The sequence below is a fragment of the Erwinia sp. L03-1 genome (assembly GCF_058686115.1).
The window spans coordinates 2,536,252-2,562,401 of the sequence record NZ_CM178762.1 but is presented as its reverse complement, the minus strand read 5'-3'; the positions used below and the strand labels follow the sequence as shown (position 1 = coordinate 2,562,401).

At 54.5% G+C, this 26,150-nt stretch carries 24 protein-coding genes and 3 tRNA genes; 13 read left to right on the top strand and 14 right to left on the bottom strand.

What is annotated here, in order from left to right:
* Nucleotides 1-101: 101 nt before the first annotated feature.
* Nucleotides 102-1,226: an AI-2E family transporter YdiK gene (gene ydiK, locus AC4PCC_RS11820; protein WP_492124642.1), complete on the bottom strand. Its 1,125-nt coding sequence runs from the start codon at nucleotides 1,224-1,226 to the stop codon at nucleotides 102-104.
* 234 nt (nucleotides 1,227-1,460) lie between these two features.
* On the opposite strand from ydiK, the gene ydiJ reads away from it, so the two are divergent.
* Both ydiJ and AC4PCC_RS11810 read left to right on the top strand, forming a co-directional pair.
* Nucleotides 1,461-4,514, top strand: a complete 3,054-nt coding sequence (ydiJ, locus tag AC4PCC_RS11815) for a D-2-hydroxyglutarate dehydrogenase YdiJ (RefSeq protein WP_492124641.1) — start codon at nucleotides 1,461-1,463, stop codon at nucleotides 4,512-4,514.
* A complete protein-coding gene (locus tag AC4PCC_RS11810; protein WP_492124640.1) occupies nucleotides 4,514-4,945 on the top strand; it encodes a hotdog fold thioesterase in 432 nt (143 codons plus the stop codon). Before ydiJ ends, AC4PCC_RS11810 begins: the two co-directional genes overlap by 1 nt.
* A 123-nt stretch (nucleotides 4,946-5,068) precedes the next feature.
* Here AC4PCC_RS11810 and AC4PCC_RS11805 read toward each other — a convergent pair whose 3' ends face one another.
* Complete coding sequence (locus AC4PCC_RS11805) at nucleotides 5,069-5,473, bottom strand: hypothetical protein (RefSeq protein ID WP_492124639.1); 405 nt, start codon at nucleotides 5,471-5,473, stop codon at nucleotides 5,069-5,071.
* 393 nt (nucleotides 5,474-5,866) lie between these two features.
* On the opposite strand from AC4PCC_RS11805, the gene sufA reads away from it, so the two are divergent.
* The 7 genes from sufA to AC4PCC_RS11770 all read left to right on the top strand — a co-directional run bounded on the left by sufA (nucleotide 5,867) and on the right by AC4PCC_RS11770 (nucleotide 12,587).
* Complete coding sequence (sufA, locus tag AC4PCC_RS11800) at nucleotides 5,867-6,241, top strand: Fe-S cluster assembly scaffold SufA (RefSeq protein ID WP_492124638.1); 375 nt, start codon at nucleotides 5,867-5,869, stop codon at nucleotides 6,239-6,241.
* Between the two features lie 5 nt (nucleotides 6,242-6,246).
* Entirely contained in the window at nucleotides 6,247-7,737 is a 1,491-nt protein-coding gene (sufB, locus tag AC4PCC_RS11795; protein ID WP_345831395.1) for a Fe-S cluster assembly protein SufB, read from the top strand.
* A 57-nt stretch (nucleotides 7,738-7,794) separates the two neighbouring features.
* Nucleotides 7,795-8,541 (top strand): Fe-S cluster assembly ATPase SufC, encoded by a 747-nt coding sequence (gene sufC / locus AC4PCC_RS11790; protein WP_067703554.1) that lies wholly within the window; start codon nucleotides 7,795-7,797, stop codon nucleotides 8,539-8,541.
* Nucleotides 8,516-9,799, top strand: coding sequence for a Fe-S cluster assembly protein SufD (sufD, locus tag AC4PCC_RS11785; protein ID WP_492124637.1), 1,284 nt, complete (start codon nucleotides 8,516-8,518; stop codon nucleotides 9,797-9,799). Before sufC ends, sufD begins: the two co-directional genes overlap by 26 nt.
* Nucleotides 9,796-11,019 (top strand): cysteine desulfurase SufS, encoded by a 1,224-nt coding sequence (sufS, locus tag AC4PCC_RS11780; RefSeq protein WP_492124636.1) that lies wholly within the window; start codon nucleotides 9,796-9,798, stop codon nucleotides 11,017-11,019. Before sufD ends, sufS begins: the two co-directional genes overlap by 4 nt.
* Before the next feature lie 83 nt (nucleotides 11,020-11,102).
* Nucleotides 11,103-11,519, top strand: coding sequence for a cysteine desulfuration protein SufE (sufE, locus tag AC4PCC_RS11775; protein ID WP_492124635.1), 417 nt, complete (start codon nucleotides 11,103-11,105; stop codon nucleotides 11,517-11,519).
* A gap of 72 nt (nucleotides 11,520-11,591) precedes the next feature.
* Nucleotides 11,592-12,587, top strand: a complete 996-nt coding sequence (locus AC4PCC_RS11770; RefSeq protein WP_492124634.1) for a L,D-transpeptidase family protein — start codon at nucleotides 11,592-11,594, stop codon at nucleotides 12,585-12,587.
* A 262-nt stretch (nucleotides 12,588-12,849) separates the two neighbouring features.
* Here the strand turns inward: AC4PCC_RS11770 and AC4PCC_RS11765 are convergent, their stop codons facing one another.
* From AC4PCC_RS11765 to AC4PCC_RS11740, 6 genes are all read right to left on the bottom strand, one after another.
* Nucleotides 12,850-13,086, bottom strand: coding sequence for a major outer membrane lipoprotein (locus AC4PCC_RS11765; RefSeq protein ID WP_016169824.1), 237 nt, complete (start codon nucleotides 13,084-13,086; stop codon nucleotides 12,850-12,852).
* A gap of 305 nt (nucleotides 13,087-13,391) precedes the next feature.
* A complete protein-coding gene (pykF, locus tag AC4PCC_RS11760) occupies nucleotides 13,392-14,804 on the bottom strand; it encodes a pyruvate kinase PykF (protein WP_492124633.1) in 1,413 nt (470 codons plus the stop codon).
* A 445-nt stretch (nucleotides 14,805-15,249) separates the two neighbouring features.
* Nucleotides 15,250-15,326, bottom strand: a tRNA-Val gene (locus AC4PCC_RS11755).
* Nucleotides 15,327-15,334: 8 nt separating this feature from the next.
* A tRNA-Val gene (locus AC4PCC_RS11750) sits at nucleotides 15,335-15,411 on the bottom strand.
* A gap of 4 nt (nucleotides 15,412-15,415) precedes the next feature.
* A tRNA-Val gene (locus tag AC4PCC_RS11745) sits at nucleotides 15,416-15,492 on the bottom strand.
* Nucleotides 15,493-15,640: 148 nt separating this feature from the next.
* Nucleotides 15,641-17,014: an MATE family efflux transporter gene (locus tag AC4PCC_RS11740; protein ID WP_492124632.1), complete on the bottom strand. Its 1,374-nt coding sequence runs from the start codon at nucleotides 17,012-17,014 to the stop codon at nucleotides 15,641-15,643.
* Nucleotides 17,015-17,245: 231 nt separating this feature from the next.
* On the opposite strand from AC4PCC_RS11740, the gene AC4PCC_RS11735 reads away from it, so the two are divergent.
* On the top strand, nucleotides 17,246-17,902 hold the full coding sequence (locus tag AC4PCC_RS11735) for a riboflavin synthase subunit alpha (RefSeq protein ID WP_492124631.1): 657 nt from the start codon (nucleotides 17,246-17,248) through the stop codon (nucleotides 17,900-17,902).
* 111 nt (nucleotides 17,903-18,013) lie between these two features.
* Here AC4PCC_RS11735 and cfa read toward each other — a convergent pair whose 3' ends face one another.
* On the bottom strand, nucleotides 18,014-19,162 hold the full coding sequence (gene cfa / locus AC4PCC_RS11730) for a cyclopropane fatty acyl phospholipid synthase (protein ID WP_492124630.1): 1,149 nt from the start codon (nucleotides 19,160-19,162) through the stop codon (nucleotides 18,014-18,016).
* A 414-nt stretch (nucleotides 19,163-19,576) separates the two neighbouring features.
* Nucleotides 19,577-20,767 carry a purine nucleoside transporter PunC gene (gene punC, locus AC4PCC_RS11725; RefSeq protein ID WP_492124629.1) on the bottom strand — a complete coding sequence of 397 codons (1,191 nt, stop codon included), beginning with the start codon at nucleotides 20,765-20,767 and terminating at the stop codon, nucleotides 19,577-19,579.
* Nucleotides 20,768-20,880: 113 nt separating this feature from the next.
* On the opposite strand from punC, the gene punR reads away from it, so the two are divergent.
* Entirely contained in the window at nucleotides 20,881-21,798 is a 918-nt protein-coding gene (gene punR / locus AC4PCC_RS11720) for a DNA-binding transcriptional activator PunR (protein ID WP_492124628.1), read from the top strand.
* 17 nt (nucleotides 21,799-21,815) lie between these two features.
* On the opposite strand, the gene purR is transcribed toward punR, so the two are convergent.
* Nucleotides 21,816-22,841: an HTH-type transcriptional repressor PurR gene (gene purR / locus AC4PCC_RS11715; protein WP_416250994.1), complete on the bottom strand. Its 1,026-nt coding sequence runs from the start codon at nucleotides 22,839-22,841 to the stop codon at nucleotides 21,816-21,818.
* Between the two features lie 284 nt (nucleotides 22,842-23,125).
* Here purR and cydH point away from each other — a divergent pair, with 284 nt between their 5' ends.
* Nucleotides 23,126-23,215 carry a cytochrome bd-I oxidase subunit CydH gene (gene cydH, locus AC4PCC_RS11710; RefSeq protein ID WP_492124627.1) on the top strand — a complete coding sequence of 30 codons (90 nt, stop codon included), beginning with the start codon at nucleotides 23,126-23,128 and terminating at the stop codon, nucleotides 23,213-23,215.
* A gap of 55 nt (nucleotides 23,216-23,270) precedes the next feature.
* On the opposite strand, the gene AC4PCC_RS11705 is transcribed toward cydH, so the two are convergent.
* Nucleotides 23,271-24,101, bottom strand: coding sequence for a C40 family peptidase (locus AC4PCC_RS11705; protein ID WP_492124626.1), 831 nt, complete (start codon nucleotides 24,099-24,101; stop codon nucleotides 23,271-23,273).
* Nucleotides 24,102-24,480: 379 nt separating this feature from the next.
* Here AC4PCC_RS11705 and AC4PCC_RS11700 point away from each other — a divergent pair, with 379 nt between their 5' ends.
* Nucleotides 24,481-24,819, top strand: a complete 339-nt coding sequence (locus AC4PCC_RS11700) for a Grx4 family monothiol glutaredoxin (RefSeq protein WP_492124625.1) — start codon at nucleotides 24,481-24,483, stop codon at nucleotides 24,817-24,819.
* A gap of 46 nt (nucleotides 24,820-24,865) precedes the next feature.
* On the opposite strand, the gene rnt is transcribed toward AC4PCC_RS11700, so the two are convergent.
* On the bottom strand, nucleotides 24,866-25,516 hold the full coding sequence (rnt, locus tag AC4PCC_RS11695) for a ribonuclease T (RefSeq protein ID WP_067703599.1): 651 nt from the start codon (nucleotides 25,514-25,516) through the stop codon (nucleotides 24,866-24,868).
* Between the two features lie 104 nt (nucleotides 25,517-25,620).
* Nucleotides 25,621-26,028 (bottom strand): lactoylglutathione lyase, encoded by a 408-nt coding sequence (gene gloA, locus AC4PCC_RS11690; protein WP_492124624.1) that lies wholly within the window; start codon nucleotides 26,026-26,028, stop codon nucleotides 25,621-25,623.
* Nucleotides 26,029-26,150 lie beyond the last annotated feature (122 nt).

Below are 26,150 nucleotides of genomic sequence, written 5' to 3'. Positions count from 1 at the left end.
AGCTTTTATGATAAACGGCCCTAATCAAAGCGCGTTAAGCCCTGGGGCGATCATTTTAACCAGGTAGTGAGGGCGGTCACCAAAATGACCGCCCGGGGAAACTATTTTGCGTTAATGTGCGCTTCGTGCTCAATTTCTGCCAGTTCTTCCACCACTTCCAGCGGATCGTCTTCGGGAGCGGGGACATCATGCACCCACACCGACACCAGACGGTAAGAAACCGCCAGCACCACCGGCCCAATAAACAGGCCAATCATTCCGAATGCGACCAGGCCACCAATGACGCCGGAGAGGATTAAAATCATCGGCAGATCGGCACCCATACGGATCAGCATCGGACGCAGTACGTTGTCCAGCGTGCCGACCACGCAGCTCCATACCAGCAATACCGTTCCCCAGGTGGTATCACCACTCCAGTAGAGCCAGACGATGGCCGGCACCAGTACGACCAGCGGGCCGAGCTGCACCAGGCAGGAGAAAATCATCAGGACCGTGAGAATAGTCGCGTAGGGGATGCCGGATATGGCCAGGCCAATGCCACCCAGAATGCCCTGAACCAGCGCGGTGACCACCACCCCGAGCGCCACGGCGCGGATGGCCTGACCGGCCAGCAGCACGGCGGCGTCGCCCCGTCGTGAACCCAGGCGGAAGGCAAAATGGCGAATACCATGGCCAACCTGTTCCCCCCGTGCGTAGAGCAGTACGCTGAACAGCAGCATCAGACCCAGGTGCAGCATAAAGCGGCCAAAATGTCCTGCCTGGGCAAACAGGAATACGCTGGTGCGGCCGATATAAGGCTGAATGGTGGTCATCATCGCGCTGCCGCCGCCCTGGACCAGATGATGCCAGCCAGAGTAGAGCTTTCTGCCTACCAGGGGAATACTGGTCATCCAGTGCATATCCGGCAGTAGTAAATGGCCGGAGGTGGCCCAGGCTATCACCGGGCCACTGTTCTCAATCAGGCTGTTAACTAAAATTCCTATCGGAATAATGAACAGCAGGATCAGAATCAGCGTCATAGCAATCACTGCCAGTGAACGTCGCCCCCAGAGCCAGTGCTGAAGTTTGATCATCAGTGGCCAGGTAGCGATAACAACCATGCTGGCCCAGGCAAAACCCAGCACAAACGGCTGAACCACCCAGAAACAGGCAACAATCATCAGGGTTATAAACATCAGGGAGAAGACGATTTGCGGCAAATCCCAGCCTTTTTCTACGTTCTTCATGCGTAAACATTACCTCGGGTAAAATAAGAACGATGCGGAATAATGGTGCGGGCAGCGGCAGGCAGCCAGCGCGCTGCACCCGCCTCCTTATCATGATGTATTAAACGCATTTACGACAGATGCCGTGCAGGATTCTTTTATCCACGTTTTTTTGAAACCGCGACAGTTGATAAAAAAATATGATAAAACCGTTGAATCAACAGAAATGCATAATCTACATTTGGTCACCCGAAAATGATCCCACAAATTTCTCAGGCGCCAGGCCTGATTCAACTGGTGCTGAATTTTTTGCAGGCGTTAGAGCAGCAGGGTTTCACTGGCGATACCGCGACTCACTATGCCGATCGCCTTAGCGTCTCCACCGACAACAGCATTTACCAGCTTCTCCCTGATGCCGTTATTTTTCCCCGTTCCACCGCCGATGTGGCGCTAATAGCCCGCCTGGCGGGAGAGGCACGCTTTAGCGATCTCATCTTTACCCCGCGCGGAGGGGGAACCGGTACCAACGGGCAGTCGCTTAATCAGGGAATTGTGGTGGATATGTCCCGCCATATGAACCGCATTCTTGATATTAACGTTGAGCAGGGATGGGTAAAGGTTGAAGCGGGTGTGATTAAGGATCAGCTGAATGCATTTCTCAAACCCTATGGTTTTTTCTTCTCTCCTGAGCTTTCCACCAGCAACCGGGCCACGCTGGGCGGGATGATAAATACCGACGCGTCGGGTCAGGGATCGCTGGTGTACGGTAAAACGTCCGATCACGTGCTGGCCCTGCGCGCCATTCTGCTGGGTGGTGATATCCTTGACACGCGTAGCATTCCCGTCGCACTGGCAGAAAAGCTGGCAGCGGAGGCGACGGCGGAAGGAAACATCTACCGCACCGTGCTGGCAAGCTGCCGCGATAATCGCCAGCTGGTGCTGGATAAATTCCCGAAAATTAATCGCTTCCTGACCGGATACGACCTGCGCCATGTGCTGAGTGACGATCTGCAACAGGTTGACCTGACGCGACTGCTGTGCGGCTCAGAGGGAACGCTGGCCTTTATTACCGAGGCCCGGCTTGATATCACGCGTATCCCTAAAGTGCGCCAGCTGGTTAACATCAAATATGACTCTTTCGATTCCGCTCTGCGTAGCGCCCCCTTTATGGTGGAGGCAAAGGCGCTGTCGGTAGAGACGGTTGATTCAAAGGTGCTGAACCTGGCGCGGGAGGATATCGTCTGGCATTCGGTGAGCGAACTGATTACCGATGTGCCGGGCAGCGACGTGGCGGGACTCAATATTGTTGAGTTTGCCGGTGACGACGGCGCCGCGATTGCTGAACAGGTCGCGGCGCTTTGCCAGCGGCTGGATGCGCTGATCGCCGCCCATGAGGCAGGCATTATCGGCTATCAGATTTGCAGCGATCTGGACGGCATTGAACGTATCTATGCCATGCGTAAAAAGGCGGTAGGCCTGCTGGGCAATGCCAAAGGCGGTGCCAAGCCTATTCCCTTCGTGGAAGACACCTGCGTGCCCCCGCAGCATCTGGCCGATTATATTACTGAGTTCCGCGCACTGCTGGACGGACATGGCCTGAGTTACGGCATGTTTGGCCATGTGGATGCCGGGGTGCTGCACGTGCGCCCCGCGCTGGATATGTGCGACCCGCAGCAGGAGATGATGATGAAGCAGATCTCCGATGAAGTGGTGGCCCTGACGGCACGCTTTGGTGGCCTGCTGTGGGGCGAGCACGGCAAGGGATTTCGCGCGCAGTACAGCCCGGAATTCTTCGGCGAAGCGCTGTTCAATGAACTGAGGCGCATCAAAGCGGCATTCGATCCGGCCAACCGGCTGAACCCGGGGAAAATCTGCACCCCGTTTGGCCTTGATGCACCGATGATGGCTGTGGATGCGGTTAAACGCGGAACCTGGGATCGGCAGATCCCCATTAATGTCAGAACCGACTGGCGCGGGGCGATGGAGTGCAACGGTAACGGTTTGTGCTTCAACTTTGACGTCCGCAGCCCGATGTGCCCTTCGATGAAGATCACCGCTAACCGTATTCACTCGCCGAAGGGGCGCGCCACGCTCACCCGCGAATGGCTTCGCCTGCTGGCCGAGCAGGGGGTTGATCCGGTGGCACTGGAGAAAAACCTGCCGAAGGAGAAGGTCAGCCTGCGCGGGCTGATTGCGCGAACGCGAAACAGCTGGCATGCCCAGCGTGGGGAGTATGATTTTTCGCATGAGGTTAAGGAGGCGATGTCGGGCTGCCTGGCCTGTAAAGCCTGCTCGACTCAGTGTCCGATTAAAATTGACGTGCCCGGCTTCCGGTCGCGCTTTTTGCAGCTGTATCACACTCGCTATTTGCGTCCGGCCAGCGACTATCTGGTCGCCAGCGTGGAGAGCTATGCCCCGCTGATGGCGAAAGCCCCCAGGGTGTTTAACTTTTTTCTGCGTCAGCCGCTGCTGCGCGATCTGAGCAGAAAACATATTGGCATGGTGGATCTGCCCCTGCTCTCCTCTCCGTCGCTTAAAAAAGAGCTGGCGGGACAGCAGGCAATGACCACCACCCTCGAACAGCTTGAGGCGATGAGTAGCGTACAGCGCGAACGCTATGTGCTGGTGGTGCAGGATCCCTTCACCAGCTATTACGAAGCCCGACTGGTCGCTGATTTTGTCAGCCTGATCGAAAAGCTGGGCTACCAGCCAGTGGTACTGCCGTTTTCACCGAATGGTAAGGCCCAGCATGTAAAGGGATTCCTGCAACGCTTTGCGCGCACGGCCCAGAAAACCGCCGATTTCCTTAATCGCGTGGCGCAGCTGGGGCTACCGCTGGTGGGCGTCGATCCGGCGCTGGTGCTGTGCTATCGCGATGAATACCGCCTGACGCTGGGCGAGCAGCGGGGTGATTTCCATGTTCAGCTGGTGCACGAGTGGCTACAGCAGGCTCTCCCTCAGAGCAACCCCAGGCCGCAAAGCGGGGAGAGCTGGTATCTGTTCGGGCACTGTACGGAAGTGACGGCGCTGCCCGGCTCGACCAGGCAGTGGGAGAGCATTTTTGCCCGCTTTGGCGCCCGGCTGGAGAACGTCAGCGTCGGCTGCTGCGGCATGGCGGGGACCTATGGTCACGAAAGCCAGAATCTGAAAAACTCACTCGGTATTTATGAGCTATCCTGGCATCAGGCGCTGCAAAAGCTGCCCAGGCAGCGCTGCCTGGCGACGGGTTACTCGTGCCGCAGTCAGGTGAAGCGCGTGGAAGGGAATGGCGTGCGCCATCCCCTCCAGGCGCTGCTGGAGATTATTTAATGGCTATCTGGCAACGTAAGATGACCCTGGCAGAGCTAAACCAGCTGGGACGGGGCAATCTGGCTGAAACGCTGGGTATCGTCTTTACCGCTATCAATGAGGAGACGCTGGAGGCGACGCTGCCGGTCGATTCTCGCACCCGTCAGCCCTTTGGTCTGCTGCACGGCGGTGCCTCGGTCGCGCTTGCCGAGACGCTGGGGTCGGTGGCGGGTTATTTATGTACATCCGGGGAGGAGCGGATCGTCGGGCTGGAAATCAACGCCAGTCATCTGCGCCCGGTAAGGGAAGGGGAGGTGCGCGGCGTGTGTCGTGCGCTGCACACCGGGCGTAACCACCAGCGCTGGCAGATAGACATTTTTGACCCCCGACAGCGGCTGTGCTGCTCGGTCAGACTGACCACCGCAGTTTTGTCAGCCAGGGGCAAAGAGTGATATCATGCTGCCCCTTCTGAAAAGGGGGGGGCAGGCTGTGGGCATGGGGCCGGGCCAGAATAGCGGTAGGGTCGGGATGTGCTCACCGGGATAAGGCCGGATCGGGTTAAGGCAGCCCGGTTGTTAAATAATCCACGCGGCATGCTTTACAAAATCGCTCTGCAGGCGGGTGGCGCGATCCCAGTCGCCGGTTAGCGCCAGCTCGTGGCACAGACGGGTAAGGGAATGTCGGGCCAGCTGCCAGGCCTGCATCCGAAACAGCCTGTCGCGTTCGGGGTTACCCAGCTCGACCAGTAAGCGGTGATGGAGCTTACCCAGCGCGTGCAGGTAACTGCGGTCATCGCCGTTTAGCTGGCACAGCTCGGCCATGTCCAGGCAAATATCATTGAATCGACGCAGGTGTTCAAGGCTGCACTGTGGCCGGTTGAGTTTGGCCTGAGCCATGTAGAAATCAACGGTGATATCGCGAACTGAAAACGTGTAGTCGTCAATCTTCTGGTGCAGCCAGGCGCTTATCGAAAGATTCATCTCAGGGCTCGTTCGTGCTAATGATAATCATTATCATATTATAAATGACGCATTATTCAACGTTTCCGGCGGAAAATTTTTACCCATAAATGCTGCCTCTCATAAAAATTGGTAATAACGATACGCGGCATGTCTGAAAGCGGTAAAATATCTATAATTCACGGTCATCACAGCGTGGCCGTTATTTACTGGCCTTTTTTCAATGTGTTATAATTTCGTTAAATCGGAGTGTAATGCCGATCGTCATCCTCTTCACAGGGTCTAAACTGTATAAAAAGGGCTAAAAAAGTCCCGTTGGCCTTAATCCCTGCAAAACAAGAGGTTGAAGCGATATTCAATATCACTAACATAGAGACATTAGCCCTCAGGGCTATCGACTCGCGAGGTAACTTTATGCCATCAGCAACTACTGCTTCTTTTTCACCGGATGACTTCGTCTGGAAAGGCCTGACGCTCACTGATAGTGCAGCCCAGCAAATCATTGCGCTGGCAGCCAACGACCCGCATGTGAAGGGCCTGAAGCTGGGTGTGAAGACATCCGGCTGTGCTGGCTTTGGCTACACCATGGATCTGGTGAAAGAGCCCGCCGCAGACGATCTGGTCTTTACTCATCAGGGCGCGCATCTCTACGTGCCGTTACAGGCAATGCCTTTCATCGACGGAACGGAACTGGATTTTGTTCGTGAAGGCCTGAATCAGATTTTCAAATTTAATAATCCTAAAGCTCAACACGCCTGTGGCTGTGGTGAGAGCTTTGGCGTTGAGTAAACTTTATGTCCCGAATTACTGAAACATCGGATGATGTGCAGATCTGGGAAGGAAACCAGAAGTACAAAGAGGGTTTCTTCACCCAGCTGCAAACCGAAGAGTTCGAAAATGGCCTCAGCGAAGACGTTGTGCGCGCCATTTCCGCCAAGCGCAACGAGCCCGAGTGGATGCTGGAATTCCGCCTGAAAGCCTATGCTGCCTGGCTGGAGATGGAAGAGCCGCACTGGCTGAAAGCTAACTATAAGTCGCTGAACTATCAGGATTACAGCTACTATTCCGCGCCCTCCTGCGGCAACTGTGATGACAGCTGTGCCTCCGAGCCGGGTGCCACGCAGGCCTCGGGTTCACAGGCGCCCGACTATCTGACAGAAGAAGTGGAGAACGCTTTTAAACAGTTGGGTGTGCCGGTGCGTGAGGGGCAGGAAGTCGCGGTTGATGCGATTTTTGACTCTGTTTCAGTTTCAACCACCTATCGCGGCAAGCTGGCAGAGCAGGGCATTATCTTCTGTTCGTTCGGTGAAGCCATCCACGACCACCCGGAGCTGGTAAAACAGTATCTGGGTACGGTGGTGCCCGCGAATGACAACTTTTTCGCTGCCCTGAACTCGGCCGTCGCCTCCGATGGCACCTTTGTCTACATTCCTAAAGGCGTGCGCTGCCCGATGGAGCTGTCGACCTATTTCCGCATCAACGCGGCGAAAACCGGTCAGTTCGAGCGCACCATCCTGATTGCCGATGAAGGCAGCTACGTTAGCTATATCGAAGGCTGTTCAGCCCCGGTGCGTGACAGCTATCAGCTGCATGCGGCGGTGGTGGAAGTGATCATCCATAAAGATGCCGAGGTGAAGTACTCCACCGTGCAGAACTGGTTCTCCGGCGGCGAAACGGAAGGCGGTATTCTGAACTTTGTGACCAAGCGTGCGCTGTGTGAAGGTGAAAACAGCAAAATGTCCTGGACGCAGTCAGAAACCGGCTCGGCCATCACCTGGAAGTACCCGAGCGTGATCCTGCGCGGTGATAACTCTATTGGTGAGTTCTTCTCGGTCGCGCTGACCAGCGGTCATCAGCAGGCTGATACCGGCACCAAAATGATCCACATCGGCAAAAATACCAAATCGACCATTATCTCAAAAGGGATCTCGGCGGGTAAAAGCCAGAACACCTATCGGGGCCTGGTCAAGATCATGCCGACGGCGACCAACGCCCGTAATTTTACCCAGTGTGACTCCATGCTGATTGGTGCCGAGTGCGGTGCGCACACCTTCCCCTATGTTGAAGTGCGTAATAATACTGCCCAGCTTGAACACGAAGCGACAACGTCACGTATTGGCGAAGACCAGCTCTTTTACTGCCTGCAGCGCGGCATTAGCGAAGATAATGCCATTTCCATGATCGTTAACGGCTTCTGTAAAGACGTCTTCTCCGAGCTGCCGCTTGAGTTTGCGGTGGAAGCACAAAAACTGCTGGCGATAAGCCTTGAACACAGCGTGGGCTAATGGCCCACGCGTACGGTCACTGAGCGCAGTGCTGGACGGCACTGCCAGGGAAACACTATGTTAAGTATTAAAGATTTACAGGTTAGCATTGAAGACAAAGAGATCCTGCGTGGGCTGGATCTTGAAGTAAAACCGGGTGAAGTCCACGCCATCATGGGCCCTAACGGCTCAGGAAAAAGTACGCTCTCTGCCACGCTGGCCGGGCGCGAAGAGTATGAAGTGACCGGTGGTTCCGTTAGCTTTAAAGGTAAAGATCTGCTTGAACTCTCTCCGGAAGACCGGGCAGGGGAAGGCATCTTTATGGCGTTCCAGTATCCGGTTGAGATCCCGGGCGTCAGCAACCAGTTCTTTCTGCAAACCGCAGTGAACTCGGTGCGTCAGTATCGCGGCAGCGAAGCGCTGGATCGTTTCGACTTCCAGGACTTTATTGAAGACAAAATTCACCTGCTGAAAATGCCGGAAGACCTGCTGACGCGTTCAGTTAACGTTGGCTTCTCGGGTGGTGAGAAAAAGCGTAATGATATTCTGCAGATGGCAGCGCTTGAACCCGAGCTGTGCATCCTGGATGAAACCGACTCAGGTCTGGACATCGATGCGCTGAAAACGGTCGCTAATGGCGTTAACACGCTGCGTGACGGTAAGCGCGCATTCATTATTGTGACGCACTATCAGCGCATTCTGGACTATATCAAGCCGGACTTCGTTCACGTTCTGTATCAGGGCAAAATCGTCAAATCCGGCGACTTTACACTGGTGAAACAACTGGAGGAGCAAGGCTATGGCTGGCTTACCGACCAGGAGTAGTGACAACACCCTGCAGCAGTGGCATCACCTGTTTGAAAGCCACGGCGCAAGCCGTTCGCTTCAGGCACAGCACCACTGGCAGCAGGTATTGCGTCTCGGACTGCCGACGCGCAAGCAGGAAAACTGGAAATATACCCCGCTGGAGAGTCTGTTTGGGCAGAACTTTGTGCAAACGCACTCCCCTGAACTGAGCGCGGCTGATGTTACAGAACGCGCCCTCGAGATCGACGCCGTCAAACTGGTGTTTGTCGACGGGCGTTTCAGCAAAGCCCTCAGTGACAGCAGCTATGATCTGTTTGATATCCAGATTTCTCAGGCGGGTGAGCGCCGCGAACTTAACGCGCCGCTACAACCTGAGGTATTCCTGCACCTGACGGAAAGTCTGGCAGAAGAAGTGACGCTGGTGCGCCTGGCGCGCGGAAAACAGGCGCCGCGCGCGCTTTACCTGCTGCATATCAGCAGCGGCAGCGCCCAGGCAGAGATGAATACGTCACACTATCGTCATCATCTCCAGCTGGACGATGGCGCACAGGCCTCGGTGATTGAGCACTACGTCAGCCTGAACGAAGCCAGTCACTTTACCGGCGGCCGCTTTACCGCAGAAGTGGGCGACAATGCAGCACTGACGCACTACAAGCTGGCCTTTGAGCACAACAGCAGCTTCCACTTTGCCCATAACGATCTGGTTATTGGCCGTGACGCGCGCGTTCAGAGCCACAGCTTCCTGCTGGGAGCGGGTCTGACCCGGCACAATACCAGCGTTCAGCTGAACGGTGAGGGCAGTGAGCTGGGCATTAACAGCCTGATGCTGCCGATCGAGAAAGAAGTTTGTGACAGCCGCACCTGGCTTGAGCACAATAAAGGCTACTGCCAGAGCCGACAGCTGCATAAAACTATCGTTCGCGATAAAGCGCGCGCGGTTTTTAACGGCCTGATAAAAGTGGCTAAGCATGCGCTGAAAACCGACGGCCAGATGAACAATAACAACCTGCTGCTGGGCCGGCTGGCTGAGGTGGATACTAAACCCCAGCTGGAAATCTACGCTGACGACGTTAAGTGCAGCCACGGTGCCACCATTGGGCGTATTGATGACGAGCAGATGTTTTATCTGCGCGCGCGCGGTATTAGCGAAGCGTCAGCGCAGCGTATGATTATCTATGCGTTTGCCGCAGAATTAACCGAAGCCATTACGGATGACGTGCTGAAAGAGGCGGTAATGCAACGTATCGCACAGCGTTTTCCCGGAGGCATTCAATGAGTTTTGACCTGACACGCGTCAGGGCTGATTTTCCTATTCTGGCGCGAGAAGTGAATGGCCAACCGCTGGCCTATCTTGACAGTGCAGCCAGCGCACAAAAGCCGCAGGCGGTCATCGACGCTGAGAGTCATTTCTATGCGAATGGCTACGCAGCCGTGCATCGGGGTATTCATACCCTGAGTGCGGAAGCGACCACCGCAATGGAAGACGTGCGCATTCAGGCGGCACGTTTTCTGAATGCCGCGTCGCCGGAAGAGATTATCTTCGTCAAAGGCACCACCGAGGGGATCAACCTGGTGGCGAACAGCTGGGGAAGCCGTCAGCTGCAGGCCGGTGACAATATCCTGATCACCGGGATGGAGCATCACGCCAATATCGTTCCCTGGCAGATGCTGGCCGAACGTGTTGGCGCAGAAGTACGCTTTATCCCGCTGACCGAAACCGGTGAGCTGGACCTGTCCAACCTCTCCACGCTGATAGACAGCCGCACCCGTATGCTGGCAGTCACCCACGTCTCTAACGTTCTGGGCACGGTTAACCCGGTGAAAGAGCTGGTAGCGCGGGCAAAAGCGGCCGGGGTGACCACGCTGATTGACGGTGCGCAGGCGGTGATGCATCAGCAGGTCGACGTCCAGGATCTGGACTGCGATTTTTACGTCTTTTCCGGCCATAAAATTTACGGCCCCACTGGTATTGGCATCCTTTACGGGCGTAAGGCCCTGCTGGATGAGATGCCACCGTGGGAAGGCGGTGGGTCGATGATAGCCACCGTCAGCCTCACGGAAGGCACGCGCTTTGCCGCTGCGCCGTGGCGCTTTGAGGCAGGCACGCCCAATACAGGCGGTATTATCGCACTGGGCGCGGCACTTTCCTGGATAACCGCACTGGGTCTGGATGTGATCCACCAGCGTGAGCAGGCGCTGATGCGCTATGCGCTGGATAAACTGGCTTCGGTCCCTGGCCTGGTTATCTATGGTCCTCAGGCGCGTTCAGGCGTGATCGCGTTCAATCTGGGTCAGCATCATGCCTATGACGTCGGCAGCTTTCTGGATCGTTATGGAATAGCGATTCGCACGGGTCATCACTGCGCGATGCCGCTGATGACGCATTACGGCGTACCGGCAATGTGCCGCGCTTCTTTCGTTTTGTATAATAGCGAAGAAGAGGCCGATCGACTGGCGGCAGGCCTGACACGTATACACCGTCTGCTGGGCGGCTAAATAGCTGTTCCAACGCGCCTGACCGCTGAATGAAGCGGTCAGGCGCAGTTGTTCAGGGCTGCCCACCGATAAGGGAGAGAGTAATGGCAAGTTTGCCAGATAAAGAGAAACTGGTGCGCAACTTTACCCGCTGCGCGAACTGGGAAGAGAAATACCTGTATATCATCGAGCTGGGTGCCCTGTTGCCCGCGCTGCCTGATGCATTGCACCAGCCCGGGAATGCCATATCGGGCTGCCAGAGTCAGGTATGGATAATTATGGACACCGATAGCAGCGGCTACGTCACCCTGCAGGGCGACAGTGACGCGGCGATTGTTAAGGGACTGGTGGCGGTGGTTTTCATCCTCTATCAGAATATGACACCTGCTGATATCGTTGGCTTTGACGTTCGTCCTTTCTTTGAGCAGCTGGCGCTGGCGCAGCATCTTACGCCTTCCCGCTCACAGGGTTTAGAAGCAATGATCCGTGCAATTCGCCAGAAGGCCGCTACGCTAAGCTAATCACTACGCCTTCCCGGCAGGCTTCCCGCACTGCTGTCGGGAGGTTTCTCTCCTGCTCATCGAGAAGCCTCTATGAAACGCTGTCTGATGCATCTTTCATCGTTGTTGCTGCTCCTGTTCGCCTCATCCTGCGTCAATGCCACAGAATATCCGCTGCCGCCCGAAAACAGCCGTCTGATCGGCGAGAACACCATCTACGTCGTTCCCGATGATGGTCGCCCGCTTGAAAGCGTCGCGGCCGCCTATAAAACCGGGCTATTGGGGATGCTGGAGGCGAATCCCGGAACCGATCCCTGGCTACCTGCACCCGGTACAAAGCTGACCATACCTTTACAAATGCTGCTGCCCGATACCCGACGGGAAGGGATAGTGGTTAACGTCGCCGAGCTGCGCCTTTACTATTACCCTAAAGGCGGGGACCGGGTCATTGTTTACCCGATTGGTATTGGTCAGCTGGGGGCGAATACGCCACCGATGGTAACCCGCATCAGTCAGAAAATCCCAAACCCTTCATGGACACCGACGCCCAATATCCGTAAACGCTATGCGGCAGAAGGGAAAACGCTGCCCGTTACCGTGCCCGCCGGCCCGCAAAACCCGATGGGGCTTTTCGCTCTGCGCCTTGCCTGGGGGGCGGGGCACTATCTGATACATGGAACTAATGCGGATTTTGGTATTGGGATGCGCGTCAGTTCGGGCTGTATTCGTCTGCGGCCCGCTGACATTAAAGCCCTGTTTGACAGTGTTCCCACGGGTACACGCGTACAGATAGTCAACCAGCCGGTGAAATATGCCACAGAGCCGGACGGCAAGCGCTATATCGAGGTGCATCAGCCGCTTTCGCATAGCGACCGCGACGATCCGCAGACCATGCCCATTTTGCTCACTTCTGGCGCGAAAAAATTTATTAACAGTGGGCTGAGCGACGGGCAGGTTATCGGCGACGCACTGAAACGCCGTTCTGGAATGCCGGTGCTGGTGAATAGCGGCGAGCCAGAGCAGGGGACTCTGCCTTACAGCCGCCACCAGCAGGATTCAGACGCATCACCGTCACAATCGACACCCTGAGCCACCGCATGCCGCAGGCACGTTAGCATGGCTTGTGGAGCGTTTAAGCCGGGGCAGCATCTTAAGCCGCGTGATGAATAGTAACAGGTAGGTTTGCAGGACAGGGTATGGATAAGAAGCTTCGGGGCGTTACAGGGGGATTAATCAGCGGTAGCTGTACGGTAAATTAAGACGACTCACTACCGGCGGGCAGCTTAAGTGAGGGGGCATTTTAGACAAAAAAAATGGCGCACACTGTGCGCCATTTTCATAACCAGAACTCTTACTTACGGTAAGAGTGAGCCTGGTTGTCCAGACGCTGGTTAGCACGAGCTGCGTCATCTTTAGCAGCCTGAACGTCAGAACGGATTGCGTTCACGTCGTTGCTCAGCTGGTCAACTTTAGCGTTCAGAGTCTGAACGTCGGTAGACAGCTGGTCGATTTTAGCGTTGCTTGAGCAACCAGCCAGCAGAGTTGAACCCAGGATTACCGCGCCCAGTACCAGTTTAGTACGATTCATTATTTATACCCTCTAGATTGAGTTAATCTCCATGTAGCGTTACAAGTATTACACAAAGTATTTTCTAATGAGAATAAATTTTTGATGGGAAGGTGCTTAAATTTGATCGTTCGCTCAAAGAAGCATCGTCTTTGCACTTAAGTACAAAAAAATTAGCTAAAACAGGCGCGTTTAATTGGACACTTCTTAAGTTTGTAAAATTTTGAGGGGATAATTTCAGGCAGATGTTTTGTGGTGTTTCCAGATGATGACTATAAAAAAAGCGCCACTCGGGCGCTTTTTTAATCTCTAACCCTAATCTGAAATTACAGAACGTGTACGGATGCGGTATTGGTTGTTCCGCTTGGCACCAGGGCACCAGAAACCATCACCACCACATCGCCTTTTTGACCATAGCCGCTGGCAAGCGCGACTTCTTTACCCAGGCGGTAAAAGTCATCGGTTGAAGCAATTTCGTCGACGACGCTGGTCACAATGCCTTTGCTCAGCAGCAGCTGGCGAGCGGTGAGTGCATTGGTGGTCAGCGCGAGAATGGTGGCGTTAGGGAAGTATTTACGCACGGATTTGGCCGATTTACCGCCTTCTGTGGCAACCACGATCAGGGGGGCTTCCAGGTTTTCTGCCGTCTCTACCGCGCCACGGCATACTGCTTCAGTAATGCGCATTTTACGGTTGTCATGATGCGAATCGATACGGCTCTTCATAACGCGATCGGTACGTTCGCAGATGGTCGCCATAATGGTGACTGACTCCAGGGGATAACGTCCTTTCGCGCTTTCGCCCGACAGCATAACCGCATCGGTGCCATCGAGAATGGCGTTAGCCACGTCGCCTGCCTCCGCGCGGGTAGGGCGTGGGTTCTTGATCATCGAATCAAGCATCTGAGTGGCTGTGATAACCACCTTACGTGCGCGGTTACATTTTTTGATCATCATCTTCTGAGCGAAGATAACTTCTTCAACCGGGATCTCAACGCCCAGATCGCCACGCGCAACCATGATGCCGTCGGACGCATCAAGGATTTCGTCGAAGTTATTCAGGCCTTCCTGGTTTTCGATCTTGGAGATGATCTGAATATGCTCGCCGCCGTGCTGCTTAAGATGCTCACGGATCTCCAGCACGTCTGAGCGCTTACGGATAAACGACGCCGCGACAAAATCAACGCCCTGTTCACAACCGAAGATCAGGTCACGCTTGTCTTTTTCAGCCAGCGCAGGCAGCTGGATAGAAACGCCCGGCAGGTTAACGCCTTTGTTTTCACCCAGGTCACCATTGTTAAGGACTTTACAGACCACGGTGTTTTCTGTGACTTCAACCACTTCCATGCCGATCAGGCCGTCATCCACCAGCACGGTATTGCCGATTTTGAGATCTGATGCAAAACCCGGATAGGTGACCGCCACGCGTTCGGTGTTACCCACCACGGACTGGTCGGTGGTAAAGGTAAAGGTCTGGCCTGCTTTCAGCGCGGCGTCGTTGCCACCCTCCAGCTTCATGGTACGGATTTCCGGGCCTTTCGTGTCCAGCAGGATCGCCGCCTGGTGGCCGGTGTTACTCATTACGGCGCGCAGGTTGGCAATGCGCTTGCCGTGCTCTTCATAATCGCCGTGAGAGAAGTTAAGGCGCATTACGTTCATTCCCGCATCCAGCAGGTGAGTCAGCATTTCTTCCGATTCGGTTTTTGGTCCGATAGTACAAACAATTTTGGTCTTTTTCATGACGAGTTATCTATTAAGTTGTAATGGATGTGAGAGTGACAATCCCGGCGCCGGTAAAAAAAGCCCCGGAGAAGAATTTTTGCTTGAGTCGTAAACTGCGGTACAGATTAAGAATAGGTGACAGTAGGGTCGTTTGCAGAGGAAGTTGAGACGCAGTTTCAGCGCATGCGCAGCGAAGGGCGCAGGACGCTATCGTTTTTTGTAAAGGGCCAACCATACGCTGAAACCATTCAAATGAAACAACGTCGGTGATTATAGCGAGTCGGGTAGACGAAAACCAACTAAAAAGCATGATCTTATCAGTCAATTATTGCGTTAGCGCATAGTGTTGCGCAATAAAAACGGGCCCAGGGGCGTCACAGCAGGGGACGAGCACAGTGCAAAGCGGGAGATTCGTTGACGGAGAAACAGAGAAAAAGTTAACGCAGGAAGTGGCTGTCAGGAGTGGTGCGTTCTAGAGGACTCGAACCTCCGACCCCCACCATGTCAAGGTGGTGCTCTAACCAACTGAGCTAAGAACGCATAAATGCTGGTGCGTCCGAGTGGACTCGAACCACCGACCCCCACCATGTCAAGGTGGTGCTCTAACCAACTGAGCTACGGACGCACTGTGGTGCGTTCTAGAGGACTCGAACCTCCGACCCCCACCATGTCAAGGTGGTGCTCTAACCAACTGAGCTAAGAACGCATCATTACTGTATTACTAACAGCGGGGACGAATATTAACGACAGCGTTACCGCCTGGCAAGCAGAATCCGCTTTTTTCTGTGTGACTGCTGCGCAACTGTGCGAAGCGCAGCATATTTAAGCATGCCTGCACAAAAAATGCCGGAAAATTAGTGTGCTGCACGTGCCAGAATCTGCCCGGCTGGCTGACGCTGCAGGCGGCGGATACGCCAGACCATCATGATTGCCGCGGAGGTCAGACCGATGATAAACCCCATCCAGAAACCCGCCGGGCCCAGCGGTGCAACCACCCAGTCTGTCATCGCCAACACATACCCACAGGGCAGGCCGAGCACCCAATAAGCTGTAAAGGTGATAAAGAAGATCGAACGCGTATCTTTGTAACCGCGCAGAATGCCACTGCCAATCACCTGGATTGAATCGGAAATCTGGTATACCGCAGCCAGCAGCATCAGCTGAGCGGCCAGCGTAACCACGGCCGGATTATCGTTGTAAAGCAGCGCTATCTGCTCGCGAAACATCACGGTAAACAAAGCGGTCACACAGGCCATGGTTATCCCGACGCCCTGTGCCGTCCAGGCGGACACCCGTGCCGCGTCGGCCGATCCCTGCCCAAGCCGGAAGCCCACGCGGATCGTCGTCGCCACGCCCAGTGAAAGCGGCATAACGAACATTAGCGAACTGAAATTCAGCGCGATCTGATGCCCGGCAACCTCGACGATCCCCATAGGGGAGACCAGCAGCGCGACAACCGCGAACAGCGTGACCTCAAAGAACAGCGCAAGCGCAACCGGCAGGCCTAACGTAAACAGGCGCCAGAGCACCGACCTGTCTGGCGCGCTCAGGCGCGTCGGCAGGCGGATATCACGCAGTGAATGCGCGCGGCGGGTCCAGAGTTTCATTACCACAAACATTACCCAGTAGACCGAGGCCGTCGCCACGCCACAGCCCACGCCGCCCAGCGCGGGCATGCCAAAATGACCATAGATAAAGATATAGTTAACCGGGATATTTACCATCAGACCCAGGAAGCCAATAATCATGCCGGGCAGGGTTTTGGCCAGTCCTTCGCACTGATTGCGCGCCACCTGAAAAAACAGATAGCCTGGCGCGCCCCACAGCAGCGCATGCAGATAGCCTGTGGCTTTATCCGCCAGCGTCGGGTCAATATTGTGCATGCTGCGGATGACAAAACCGGCGTTATAAAGCAGCACCATCACCACGGCGGTAGCCACCGCCGCCAGCCAGTATGCCTGGCGTACCTGATGCGCAATACGGTCCCGACGACCCGATCCATTATACTGCGCCACCACCGGCGTCAGTGACAGCAGCAAACCGTGTCCAAAGAGAATGGCGGGTAGCCAGATTGAGGTGCCCACGGCAACCGCGGCCATATCCGTGGCGCTGACAGCGCCTGCCATAATCGTATCGACGAATCCCATAGCGGACTGAGCCACCTGAGCAAAGATCACTGGGATCGCCAGCGCTAATAACTGACGCGCCTCAATAAGGTACTTCTGCACACGAACACCTGTTTATATTTATGTAGGAGGGAGCCTGGCTGCCGCAATATCGCACTGAACACCACGTTTAACAGCAGGGCTGGCCGATCAGTGTAATGATCGCAGAGCAAATAGCCAATCTTAGCCGGAAAAATAGCGCAGACTGTCGGAGTAAAAAAACCGTGGGCGTTTGGATTTACGCGTAAGCCAGGGCAAACTAACAGGTAGAATACTCTATTTGAGGTGATAACCATGTTTACCGGTATTGTGCAGGGCACCGCCGAACTGCTCGCGATTAACGAGAAGCCTAATTTCCGCACCCACACCGTGCGACTTCCGCCCGACATGCTGCCAGGTCTGGAGTTGGGCGCGTCCGTTTCTCATAATGGCTGTTGTCTGACGGTGACGGGAATAAACGGCGATCGGGTAAATTTCGATCTGGTCAAAGAGACGCTGCGCATCACTAATCTGGGCGATCTCAGTACTGGCGATTATGTCAATGTCGAGCGGGCAGCAAAATTCAGTGATGAAATTGGTGGTCATCTCATGTCTGGCCATATTATGACCACGGCAGAGATTTGCAAAATTCTTATCTCAGAAAATAACCGCGAAATCTGGTTTAAACCGCGTGATGCGGAGCAGATGAAATATATCCTGCATAAAGGATTTGTTGGCATTGATGGAATAAGCCTGACGATTGGGGAAGTGACCAAAACCCGTTTCTGCGTACACCTTATTCCTGAAACGCTGGCGCGGACCACGCTGGGGGCCAAACGTCTGGGGGATCGCGTGAATATTGAAATCGATCCGCACACTCAGGCGATCATTGAAACCGTCGAACGCGTACTGGCACAGCGTGACGCCCTGCTTAGCCAGGCCGTCGCTCAGGACGCTCCAGAGCAACGCTAAACCGCCTCTGCGTTAAACAGCCTGTAAGCTTTAGCGGATAAAAGCGCCATAGCGAAATGCCAGGCATAAAAAGGCCGGCGTAAATTACGCCGGCCTTTTAGCGGAACAGGATTAATGCGGGACGCGAAGTCCCCCTTCAATTCCGTGCGTAAACATCACCTGCCAGAGCTGCATATGGCGCGCACGAAAGGCCCCTGCACAGGCATTAAGATAATAAATAAACATGCGTTTAAAGCGCTCACCGTACTTTTCAGAGAGCTCAGGCCACACTGCAAGAAAACGGTCAATCCACGCCATCAACGTGGTGTCATAGTCCGGGCCGAAATTATGCCAGTCTTCCATAACGAAGTGAGGTTCGCTGGCCTCAGCAATATGGCTTACCGAGGGCAGGCGACCATTAGGGAATATATATCTGTCCAGCCAGGGATCAACATTCTCGCCGGTCGTATTCGCCCCAATGGTATGCAGCAGGAAAAGCCCATCCGGCTTCAGATTTCGGTTCACCACGTTAAAGTAGGTGGCGTAATTCTTAGGGCCGACATGTTCAAACATCCCCACGGAAACAATCCGATCGTACTGTTCATTCAGATCGCGGTAGTCCTGTAACAGGATAGTGACATCCAATCCTTCACAGCGCTGCTGAGCCATTTTTTGCTGTTCGGCAGAGATAGTGACGCCAGAAACGCGAACGCCATAGTGACGCGCCGCATATTCTGCCAGCCCGCCCCAGCCGCAGCCGATATCCAGAAGGGACATACCGGGTGCTAATTGCAGCTTTTCGCAAATCATTTTTAATTTTGCATTCTGCGCATCCTCCAGCGTCCGGGCTTCCTTCCAGTAGCCGCAGGAGTACTGCATATGGGAATCAAGCATCAGAGAAAACAGATCGTTGCCGAGGTCGTAATGTTCCTTTCCCACAATCCACGCGCGCTTTCTTGACTGCTGATTGGTTAGTCTTGCGGCGGCAATACGTAAGGTATCTTTGAAATGATGGGGGAGTTTCTCATCGAGCTTCGCCAGTAATACGCGATGAAAGAACATGTCCATTCTTTCACACTCCCACCAGCCATCCATATAGCTTTCACCCAGCCCCAGTGAGCCTTCCTGTAGCACGCGCTTAAAAAAGGCAGGGTTGGTTACCTGGATATCCCACGGTCGGGTACCATTAATGTCGATATCTGCACTGCGCAACATCTCCTGAACGATTCTGTACCACTGATTCTCTTCCAGGCTCACTTCTTCTATACACGATGAACTCATAGTCTCTCCATCACCCTGTGTGGTTGATACCCGAGAAATAGAAAAAACAATTCCTACGGGATTTTGAGAATACGCACTCGCTAGCGTACGTTTGATTTCCGGCGTTACAGAGGATTGAATATAAATATTAGCAGAGTAGAGCAACGGGGATGCACGGATTAAAACCCAGACTACCCTGTCAGAATTGAAAATTTACCTTTTATTTCTCGTTTAACCGTCAGACTTGCTAAAAGCATAAGAGGCCTGGCAGGTATTCCCGATATCCTTCACCCTGCTGGCAGGTTATCTGCCAGCATAGCGGAGGGTTATCAGGCGGAAATTGTTATTTTTTTACCCAGCGAAACGAGTATATGCTCACCCCTGACAATATTCAAATGTTTATTGTTAGGTTGCTAACTAAAAGTATTCAGCAGGTTAACGACTACTTTCAGCGCGATGCAGTGACGTTTCTGCCGCTTTTGTACGCTGTAAAATATAGCCGATTATGGCAAATAGGACAGTCGACAGCATAACCAGCGAGGTAGACCACAGCGGGCGGGTAAGAAATGAGGAGATCAGCAGGCTGGCCACGCAGCAAAGCCCCAGCTGGAGCGTATTTTGCAGCGCCGCGGCCTTACCGCTGGCCTGTGGGAAGGGAAGCAGGGCATTCGAGACAACAATCGGATACAGCGCACCGTTCGCCAGGGCAATGCCGCAGAACGGCAGCAGCAGCGCATACACAGAGGGGATCGCCTGCTGAGCCGCGATAAAAAATGCAATAATGCTCAGGCTGTACAGGCCAAGCAGCCAGGGCAGAAGTGAGCCGCCTTCCGTACGCTTAAGCAGGGTTCGGCAGCCATAGCCGCCGGTCAGAAAGGCCAGCGTCTGAGGGAAGTAGCTCAGGCCAATGCTGCCAGGTGACATGCCCAGCGCGGATAAGATAAACGGCGAACCGGTCAGCCAGGCAAAGAAGCTGGCAGAGCAGGCGGCGTACATCAGCACGTTACCGCTGTAAACAGGAGATTTCAGCAGGGTTAGAAAACCCGTCTTCTTATCGCCGTTTTTTGGCATAACGCGTGGTGTTGCTGTCAAAAAGAGCGTGCAAACCAGCAGTAGTAGCGTAATGACCATCAGGGCAATAAAAATTGCGCGCCAGCCGAAATGGTTGAGCAGCCAGGCGCCTAGCAGGGGAGCCAGTGCCGGAGAGAGTGCTACCAGCGGCATGATTGTGGCAAAAACCTTGCTGGCCTGGGTGGCGGAATAGCGGTCAATCACCAGCGCCTGCCAGGTTACGGCGGCCGCGCAGATGCCAATGGCCTGCACAAAGCGCAGCACCAGCAGCAGGGTGGCATTGTGCACCCACCACATTCCGGCACAGCTGATGGCAAACAGGCTCAGACCCATTAGCAGCACCGGACGACGGCCGATTCGATCGGAGAGAGGGCCCCATATCAGCTGCGCACAGGCAAAGCCCGCCAGAAAGAGACTCAGGCTGGCACCGATCGCTCCCGCGTCGGTTTGCAGATCCTGCTGCATCAGCGTAAAGGCAGGCAGATACATATCGGTGGCCAGAAAGCCGATGACGCTAAGCAGCGCCAGGTAAAGGGTAAAAAGTTTTGCAGGCATTTTTTTGCTCTTAATTTCAGAAGAATATAACGGCGCAGAGTGTAAATGCGTGCCAGAGTCGTTGTGAAACGCTAATATTTGTCCATTGCGTTCAAAAAATTTGCAGGCAAAAAATGTGGTCAGAACATTCCCTCGAAGTGATTGATGCCGTTGCCCGAAACGGCAGCTTTACCGCCGCGGCTGCTGAGCTGCACCGGGTCCCCTCCGCTATCAGCTATACCGTACGTCAGCTGGAAGAGTGGCTGGCCGTTCCGCTGTTTACACGCCGTCATCGCGATGTCGAACTGACCGAGGCGGGACGCTACTTCATTCAGGAGGGGCGGAGCGTAATCAAAAAAATGCTTGCCACCCGGCGTCAGTGCCAGCAGGTAGCAAACGGCTGGCGCGGGCAGCTAAATATCGCCGTAGACAGGATAGTGAAACCCCAGCGCACCCGGCAGCTGGTTGTCGATTTCTACCGTCATTTCCCGGATATGGAATTACACCTTTCCCCGGAGGTGTTTAATGGCGTGTGGGATGCGCTGGCGGATGGCCGGGTAGATGTAGCGATTGGCGCAACTCAGGCAATACCCGTTGGCGGGCGCTTTGCCTTTCGCAATATGGGCGCGCTGAACTGGCGCTGTGTGGTTAGCGCCCGCCATCCTTTGACAGAAATCTCAGGACCGGTCAGCGAGGAAGCCATCCGCGAATGGCCCTCTCTGACGCTGGAAGACACATCCCGCGCGCTGCCCAAGCGCACTACCTGGACGCTGGATAATCAGCGTCGGCTGGTGGTGCCCGATTGGGAGAGCGCTGCGGACTGCCTGCTGGGCGGGCTTTGCGTCGGAATGGTGCCAGGACATTTTGCCCGTCCGCTGCTGAGCAGCGGCGCATTAACTGAACTTGTGCTTACCGCGACATTCCCCGACAGCCCCTGCTGCGTCAGCTGGTCGCAGCAGCAGGCCAGCCCCGCGCTGGGCTGGCTGCTCGACTATCTTGGCGACACCGGGACGCTCAATAATGAGTGGCTGAACGAGGGGGCAGAGGAATGAGCAGGCGGCTAATGGCGTTAGCGGCGATAGTCTACAAAGGGACCATCCGCCACTGAACGACGCTCGATCAGGCTGGGATGAACTTCAATCGTCTGTGGCTCCTCACGCTTGCTGGTAATACGATCCAGCAGCATTTCAAAGGCCGTTTCGCCCAGCCTCTCTTTTGGCTGGTGAACGGTGGTCAGGGCCGGGGTGAAGTAGCGCGCGTTGCGCACGTTATCATAGCCGATGACCGAGATATCCTGGGGAACGCGCAGACCCATCTCATCAGCGGCACAAATCGCCCCCATCGCCATAATATCGCCGCCGCAGAATACGGCGGTAGGCCGCTGCTTCTGGGATAAAATTTGCTGCATGGCACGATAGCCAGATTCGGGTTCGAAATCACCCTGTACCAGCCACTCATCGCGCAGGGTGATCCCCGCTTCGGATAGCGCCTTTAGAAAACCGGCATGACGGCCACCGCCGGTGTTACGCTCCAGCTGACCGGGAATGACGCCAATATCGCGATGGCCGCGCTCAATCAGATAGCGGCCTACCAGATAACCGCCCTCAAAGGCGTTATCCAGCACCGTATCCGTAAAATCACCGCGTGACTCGCTCCAGTCCATGACGACCATAGGAATATTTCGGTTATCTTCAAGCATCTGGATCAGTTCATCAGGATACTCGGAGCACATCACCAGCAGGCCATCGACGCGCTTTTGCGCCATCATTGACAGATACGCCTGCTGTTTGACCAGATCGTTGTGCGCATTGCCCAGAATCAGGGTGTAACCGCTGGCAAAGCAGCTGTTCTCCACGGCTTCAATAATCTCGGCAAAGTAGGGTGCCTCGCTGGACGTTGCCAGCAGGCCGATGGTCCGGGTGTGATTAACCTTGAGACTGCGGGCGACCGCACTTGGCGAATAATGCAGTTCGCGGATGGCAGTCCATACTGCTTCCCGCGTGGCTTCGGCCACAAAGCGCGTTTTATTAATGACGTGGGACACCGTGGTGGTCGACACCCCGGCGCGTTTAGCCACATCTTTGATTGTTGCCATGAAATCACTACTCCTGTACTTACCGCAACTTGCTGATAAGTATATTGTTAAACGATTGCCTGAAACGGCAAAATCCGTCGCCGTTTTTTATGAATATTCGGTGGCGTCAGTAAGGAAAAGGGGGCAGTCAGCCAGGCCTGTTGCGTCGGTTGCAGACCGCGAACGCAACCCGTTGCGCAACGAAATGGAATTCTAACAAGGCTGAGCAGAGAAAACGAGATTTTTACCGCCGGGTGTGGGAAAATTGATGGTGACACAAACTGTAAGGGTATAAAGGAGTATCTGTGGACACCGATCTGAAATTGTCTCTGCTAACCACCGTTAGCGCGCTGTTAATGATTATTATTTTCAGCTTTACCGCCGTCATGCACTAAAAAAAAAGGCCGATCGTCAGATCGGCCTTTTTATATTCACTACGCGACGCGGAGATTAGCGGATCGTTCTGGGTGTCATCACCCGACGTGCGCCGATGTAGTGACTTTGCCAGTATTCATCAGCCAGCGCGCTAACCTGAATATCTTTTCCGGTACGAGGCGACTGAATAAATTTCCCGCCGCCAAGATAAACGCCTACGTGATCCGCTGTGCCGCGTCCGTTAATGCGGAAGAAAACAAGGTCGCCTTTCTCCAGCTCGCCGCGTTTGATGTTCGCCGCATCGCGCAGGTGATACATCTCATTGGCGGTGCGGGGGATCTTAAACTTAACCAGATCCTTGTAGGCATACCACACCAGGCCGCTACAGTCGAAGCCCGTTTTAGGCGATGTTCCGCCCCACTGGTAGGGTTTACCCAGCTGGCCCATCAGCTTGTTCATCGCCGTCTGACGCGCTTTTTGATAACGCGCCCGGTGTGCCTTGCTCATTTTTAGTGGGGCGCTAAGTACCTCGGCGGTCAGTTCTTCACCCTGCTCGACGGATTTGCCACGACGGTGACCATAATGCTTTTTACCCAGACTGGCCTGCAAAGCGGCTTTGTGCCTGAGGCCAGATTTCCGGGAGTGGGACGATACAGGCTGCGGCGCGAGCGTTTTTTTGGCCTTAAGGCGGGTGGCGGGTATACGGCGTGACTTGCGGGTGGACTCTTTAACTTTTTTCGTTACGCTACCCTTCACCTGCCGCCGCTTACGACGATCGTCCTCACGGGCGGCACTGCCTTCCACCTTATGGTGGTTTGCATTAACTGGAGCATGTGGCGATGCGTGCGCCACATTAAAAAAGAGCTGCGCGAAGGCCAGCATCAGGAGCGTGATAAGTAAACGCATCGTTACCATTAACTGTTTATGCTCCCGCCAGAGGCAGAAGCTCGGCTAAATTAGGATATCTGCTATACGGCAGACAAGTGAGCGCAATTCTAATCTAACTCTTTAACAAAAGGTAAGGTCTTTTTTGTTTCAATGATGTACAACAAGTAATTGTTGGCAATTTCAGCATAATCAGCTGGTTATGTGCTCATCAACCCGGGGTAAGCCGTGACAGCAGCGGCGTCAGGCTCAGGCAAATGTTATTTTGTTGTTTTTACCGCTGGATAATTCGCCACGCGGAACCCCCAGGATAATTCCCTTACTGAAAATGTCGTTTTCATCAGGGGGCCAGAGTCGCTACAATAAATAAACACGAAGTATCCGTTATAGGAAGGCATTTATGAGTACTGTTGAGAAAATTGAGCGCCAGATAGCAGAAAACCCGATTCTGCTGTATATGAAAGGTTCTCCGAAACTGCCAAGCTGTGGCTTTTCAGCACAGGCCGTTCAGGCGCTGTCAGCCTGTGGCGAACGTTTTGCCTATGTTGATATCCTGCAGAACCCGGATATTCGTGCCGAGCTGCCTAAATACGCTAACTGGCCGACCTTTCCACAGCTGTGGATCGACGGTGAGCTGGTGGGCGGATGCGATATCATCATCGAGATGTATCAGCGCGGTGAACTGTTGCAGCTAATTAAAGAGACGGTGCAAAAATATCCGTCTGACGCGGCTGAGTAAGTTTTCGCTGGGTTTGCAAAGCGGGGATCGACGATCCCCGCTTTTTTTATGCCTCGCTGTCGGCAATGGGCAGCGGCCAGCCACCCAGTCGCTTCCAGCGGTTAACCAGCTCGCAGAACAGATCGGCGGTTTGCAGGGTGTCGTACAGCGCGGAGTGCGCCTGGCTGCTATCGAAAGGCATACCGGCCGCGAGGCAGGCTTTAGCCAGCACCGTTTGTCCCAGCACCAGCCCGCTCAGCGCAGCGGTATCAAAGGTCCCGAAGGGATGAAACGGATTACGCTTCAGGCCTGACCGCTCCGCCGCCGCATTCATAAAGTTAAGATCAAAGGTCGCATTATGGGCCACCATAATGGCGCGATTGCAGCCCCGCTCTTTGATGCCCTTACGCACCATCTTGAAAATGGCATGCAGCGCCTCATATTCACTGACCGCGCCGCGCAGCGGATTGCCGGGGTCAATGCCGTTAAACGCCAGTGCTTCTGGCATCAGGATAGATCCTTCAAACGGCTCAACGTGGAAGTGAAGCGTTTCGTCTTTCTCCAGCCAGCCATCCTCAGTCATTCTCAGCGTGACGGCGGCGACTTCCAGTAGCGCATTGGTTTTAGCGTCAAACCCGGCGGTTTCCACATCAATGACCACCGGATAAAAACCGCGAAAACGGCTGCTCAGGGCGTTAAGTTCGTTCGATTCAGACATCAGGATCTCACAGGCGAAAAAATGCAGCGCGTATTATGGCAAATTTCAGTACGGGATGCAGCAGGGGAAGAGGGGGAGAGGGTGCCCGAAAGCACCCGCGGGTATCAGTTACCCAGGCCGTGGCCGGCGTGCTTGTTCTCAATCAGCTCGATTTTGTATCCGTCCGGATCTTCAATAAAAGCGATAATGGTTGAGCCACCCTTTACCGGGCCGGCTTCACGCACCACGCTGCCGCCTGCTTTACGAAGGCGATCGCAGGTGGCGGCAACGTCATCAACGCCCAGCGCGATGTGACCATAAGCATCGCCGAGGTCATATTTTTCAACGCCCCAGTTCCAGGTCAGCTCAAGCACTGCCCCTTCGCTCTCTTCCTCATAGCCCACAAAAGCCAGCGTGTATTTGTATTCTTTGTTTTCGCTGGTGCGCAACAGGCGCATGCCCAGAAGGTTGGTGTAAAAATCTATTGAACGCTGCAAATCGCCAACGCGGAGCATAGTGTGAAGTAAGCGCATAACATCCTCTTGTGGTAAGCGTTATCATCCGATAACGGTAAATATGTGGTAAGCGTTATCATCCGACAACGGTAAATATTCAGTATAGCGGCGTTCGCAGCCGGACGTAATCCAGGCAGCCC

Coding starts and splice junctions, on each gene's coding strand:
- ydiK (WP_492124642.1), bottom strand. CDS start 1,226: ATGAAGAACGTAGAAAAAGGCTGGGATTTGCCGCAAATCGTCTTCTCC.
- ydiJ (WP_492124641.1), top strand. CDS start 1,461: ATGATCCCACAAATTTCTCAGGCGCCAGGCCTGATTCAACTGGTGCTG.
- AC4PCC_RS11810 (WP_492124640.1), top strand. CDS start 4,514: ATGGCTATCTGGCAACGTAAGATGACCCTGGCAGAGCTAAACCAGCTG.
- AC4PCC_RS11805 (WP_492124639.1), bottom strand. CDS start 5,473: ATGAATCTTTCGATAAGCGCCTGGCTGCACCAGAAGATTGACGACTAC.
- sufA (WP_492124638.1), top strand. CDS start 5,867: ATGCCATCAGCAACTACTGCTTCTTTTTCACCGGATGACTTCGTCTGG.
- sufB (WP_345831395.1), top strand. CDS start 6,247: ATGTCCCGAATTACTGAAACATCGGATGATGTGCAGATCTGGGAAGGA.
- sufC (WP_067703554.1), top strand. CDS start 7,795: ATGTTAAGTATTAAAGATTTACAGGTTAGCATTGAAGACAAAGAGATC.
- sufD (WP_492124637.1), top strand. CDS start 8,516: ATGGCTGGCTTACCGACCAGGAGTAGTGACAACACCCTGCAGCAGTGG.
- sufS (WP_492124636.1), top strand. CDS start 9,796: ATGAGTTTTGACCTGACACGCGTCAGGGCTGATTTTCCTATTCTGGCG.
- sufE (WP_492124635.1), top strand. CDS start 11,103: ATGGCAAGTTTGCCAGATAAAGAGAAACTGGTGCGCAACTTTACCCGC.
- AC4PCC_RS11770 (WP_492124634.1), top strand. CDS start 11,592: ATGAAACGCTGTCTGATGCATCTTTCATCGTTGTTGCTGCTCCTGTTC.
- AC4PCC_RS11765 (WP_016169824.1), bottom strand. CDS start 13,086: ATGAATCGTACTAAACTGGTACTGGGCGCGGTAATCCTGGGTTCAACT.
- pykF (WP_492124633.1), bottom strand. CDS start 14,804: ATGAAAAAGACCAAAATTGTTTGTACTATCGGACCAAAAACCGAATCG.
- AC4PCC_RS11735 (WP_492124631.1), top strand. CDS start 17,246: ATGTTTACCGGTATTGTGCAGGGCACCGCCGAACTGCTCGCGATTAAC.
- cfa (WP_492124630.1), bottom strand. CDS start 19,162: ATGAGTTCATCGTGTATAGAAGAAGTGAGCCTGGAAGAGAATCAGTGG.
- punC (WP_492124629.1), bottom strand. CDS start 20,767: ATGCCTGCAAAACTTTTTACCCTTTACCTGGCGCTGCTTAGCGTCATC.
- punR (WP_492124628.1), top strand. CDS start 20,881: ATGTGGTCAGAACATTCCCTCGAAGTGATTGATGCCGTTGCCCGAAAC.
- purR (WP_416250994.1), bottom strand. CDS start 22,841: ATGGCAACAATCAAAGATGTGGCTAAACGCGCCGGGGTGTCGACCACC.
- AC4PCC_RS11705 (WP_492124626.1), bottom strand. CDS start 24,101: ATGCGTTTACTTATCACGCTCCTGATGCTGGCCTTCGCGCAGCTCTTT.
- AC4PCC_RS11700 (WP_492124625.1), top strand. CDS start 24,481: ATGAGTACTGTTGAGAAAATTGAGCGCCAGATAGCAGAAAACCCGATT.
- rnt (WP_067703599.1), bottom strand. CDS start 25,516: ATGTCTGAATCGAACGAACTTAACGCCCTGAGCAGCCGTTTTCGCGGT.
- gloA (WP_492124624.1), bottom strand. CDS start 26,028: ATGCGCTTACTTCACACTATGCTCCGCGTTGGCGATTTGCAGCGTTCA.